The organism is Alkalibacterium psychrotolerans (assembly GCF_054784355.1).
The window spans coordinates 1-2,760 of record NZ_BAAGPH010000092.1 but is presented as its reverse complement, the minus strand read 5'-3'; the positions used below and the strand labels follow the sequence as shown (position 1 = coordinate 2,760).

The window sequence follows — 2,760 nt, the reverse complement described above, 5'->3', positions numbered from 1 at the left end:
TCCAGTGTAAAATGTACTTGGGTCATGTAAAGTCCTCCTGGGTATGTTTTTGTGGTTAAAAACATTGTACCGTAAAAGGACCTTACATGGCCTTTTTGCTTTTACACAATTATATGGACTTTATCCCAGCACGCAGGGGTTACGATTAATCAATTATAGCTAATCTATCAGGTTCGTCGACCTGTAATCATGTTAAAGATAAATACTATTAGCGCGATTACAAGCAAAACGTGGATTAGTCCTCCGGCAACTTCGAATACAAGTCCCAAAATCCAGAATAAAATAAGTAAACCAATTATTGTCCACAACATTAGTTCTCACTCCTTTTCTTTGATAAGTTGAGTATAACAGATGCAACTCATTAAACGGTAACGATATGCTTTCGCTGAAATATAGACGGTTAAAATTCAGAATGTTAGTCTTATTTTTAATTGAATGATAAACTTATAGTAATAAGTTGAGAATGAAGGTGAACATATGACTATAGGGTATGCATGCATTACACGGGGACCCGCAGCAGGAACATACCGGACATGTCGAAAACAGAATGCAACAGCTGACTACCTGACTACCTTAATTGAACATAATCTTAAAGTGCTGGAAGAAATGATTGAGTACAATCATAAAGAAGGCATCCGACTGTTTCGAATGAGTTCAGATATCATTCCGTTCGGATCAGATTTTGAAACAAATAGGCTGGACTGGTCAGCTCTGTTCAAAAATCAGTTTGATCGGATAGGCAAAAAAATACAGGCTTATCAAATGCGTGTATCCATGCATCCTGGACAATATACTGTATTAAATTCTCCGGACTCCGGTGTGGTGGAGCGTGCAGTTGATGATCTAAGCTATCATACGCAATTTATGGAAAACTTGAATCTTGATGCCTCTCATAAACTCATCCTGCATATAGGTGGAGTTTACGGTGACAAAGAAGCCGCGGTTGACCGCTTCGCTAAGACCTATAAAAAGCTGGATGATGCCATAAAAAAACGACTCATTATCGAAAACGATGATCGGTCTTATACTATTAATGATGTCCTTGCAATAAGTCGCCTGACCGGTGCGCCGGTAGTCTATGATAACCTCCATCATCAGATTAACCATTCAGGCATTCCTGAAAGTGACTTCGACTGCATCAAACAGGCAGCTGAGACTTGGGGTGAAGCAGATGGCAGGCCGAAAGTACATTATTCTGAACAGCAGGAGGGCGGACGCATTGGTTCGCATTCACAATCGGTCAGTATTGATGCCTTTCTCGATTTTTATCATGCCGTTTCTCCATTGGACGTAGATATTATGCTCGAAGTAAAAGATAAGAATCTTTCAGCACGAAAATGCCTGCATGCCACAACCTCCCAGCCAGATATCAAAAAGCTTGAACTGGAATGGGCACGCTACAAATATTCAGTGCTGGAACGGTCCCCGGCGATTTACAATGAACTACGAGAGCTTTTAAAAGACAAAAAAAACTATCCAGTCGTGACGTTTTACCGTCTGATTGAAAATGCACTGGGTACGCCATTAAAAATAGGAACAGGCATTAATGCACTCGATCATGTCTGGGGGCATTTAAACAAGCATGTCACAGACAAGGAGAAAGATAAATTTCAGTCACTTAAAGAAGCAGCAGAAAAAGAACTGCTTGCGTTACCTAAAGCCAAGCGGTATTTGTATAAACTGGCCGAGAAATATGAGGCCTCTTATTTACTTCAATCACTGTATTTTTATCTATAATAGAGGAGTGGTAAAATGACAGAGCGAAAAAAATTAGGATTGATTTACTCCATTGCCTATGTGGTGATGCTTGCTTTAAATTATTGGTCAGCCACTGATGTCGGCATGGTGGCAGATCAGAATCAGACAATCATTCAGCCAGCCGGTTATGTATTTTCAATATGGGGACTTATATATACACTGCTTCTTTTCTGGCTTATTCGATTATTCGTGGTAAGTGAAGAAAAGGATATTGTGCATGAGAAACTGCATTACTGGCCAGTAGCCAACTTTTTATTGAATGGTATGTGGATTATAGCATTCACGCAGGAATGGAAATTGGCTTCAGTAATCATAATACTAGCTCTGCTTGTCACACTGGTTGTTATATATTTAAAAATTACAAAATACCGTACGCACTGGTTTGACCGTGTTCCTTTTTCAGTTTACTTCGCATGGGGAACGGTAGCTACCATTGTTAATATAGTAGACTGGGTTAACGACCTGGAAATGGAAGAAGTGCTGAGCTTGAATGAGTACCAGTGGACGCTGATTCTGCTGGTCGCAGCGGCTATAATTGCGTTGATCGTTTCTCTAGTTCGCATGGACTGGATTTATCCACTCGTTTTTGTCTGGACATACGTTGGCATCATTATCGAGAATGAAAATCAGCTCTTTCTGCTGACAATCATTGCTGCTATGGGCATTGTCTTTCAAGTGCTGGGATCATCAATTGTTCTCTTTGAGAGAATCAGACGACGGGCCAGATAAGCAAATTATAATAATGATTGGAAGGACTTTGAACGGCTTTTTACGGCTGTTTAAAGTCCTTTTTATACGGGGCGTTAGTGAGAAAATCCCTGGTTTCAACCAGGGGATGAATCACGTCTCGAACGCCCGCTATTGTATTCTTTTATCTGGTCCTGAACGTATTGCAGCACAACTTCTTTGGAGACGTCGCCTACAGTGCTGGCAAAGTAACTATGTGACCATAACGACCCTTTCCAAAGCTCCTTCTTCGTATCTGGGTAGGCTTTAAACCAG

The 2,760-nt window shown here is 40.7% G+C and carries 4 protein-coding genes; 2 read left to right on the top strand and 2 right to left on the bottom strand.

What is annotated here, in order from left to right:
* Positions 1 to 167: 167 nt before the first annotated feature.
* Complete coding sequence (locus ACYVLS_RS09080; protein ID WP_460323763.1) at positions 168 to 311, bottom strand: lmo0937 family membrane protein; 144 nt, start codon at positions 309 to 311, stop codon at positions 168 to 170.
* A gap of 166 nt (positions 312 to 477) precedes the next feature.
* On the opposite strand from ACYVLS_RS09080, the gene uvsE reads away from it, so the two are divergent.
* Together uvsE and ACYVLS_RS09070 are read left to right on the top strand one after the other, a co-directional pair.
* Positions 478 to 1,737, top strand: a complete 1,260-nt coding sequence (uvsE, locus tag ACYVLS_RS09075; RefSeq protein WP_460323761.1) for a UV DNA damage repair endonuclease UvsE — start codon at positions 478 to 480, stop codon at positions 1,735 to 1,737.
* A gap of 15 nt (positions 1,738 to 1,752) precedes the next feature.
* Positions 1,753 to 2,487 (top strand): tryptophan-rich sensory protein, encoded by a 735-nt coding sequence (locus ACYVLS_RS09070; RefSeq protein ID WP_460323759.1) that lies wholly within the window; start codon positions 1,753 to 1,755, stop codon positions 2,485 to 2,487.
* A gap of 95 nt (positions 2,488 to 2,582) precedes the next feature.
* On the opposite strand, the gene ACYVLS_RS09065 is transcribed toward ACYVLS_RS09070, so the two are convergent.
* The coding region (locus ACYVLS_RS09065) for a transposase (RefSeq protein WP_460323765.1) at positions 2,583 to 2,760 on the bottom strand (178 nt) is incomplete at its 5' end.

Excerpts from the sequence above, each read along its gene's own strand:
- uvsE (WP_460323761.1), top strand. The coding sequence starts at position 478 with ATGACTATAGGGTATGCATGCATTACACGGGGACCCGCAGCAGGAACA.
- ACYVLS_RS09080 (WP_460323763.1), bottom strand. The coding sequence starts at position 311 with ATGTTGTGGACAATAATTGGTTTACTTATTTTATTCTGGATTTTGGGA.
- ACYVLS_RS09070 (WP_460323759.1), top strand. The coding sequence starts at position 1,753 with ATGACAGAGCGAAAAAAATTAGGATTGATTTACTCCATTGCCTATGTG.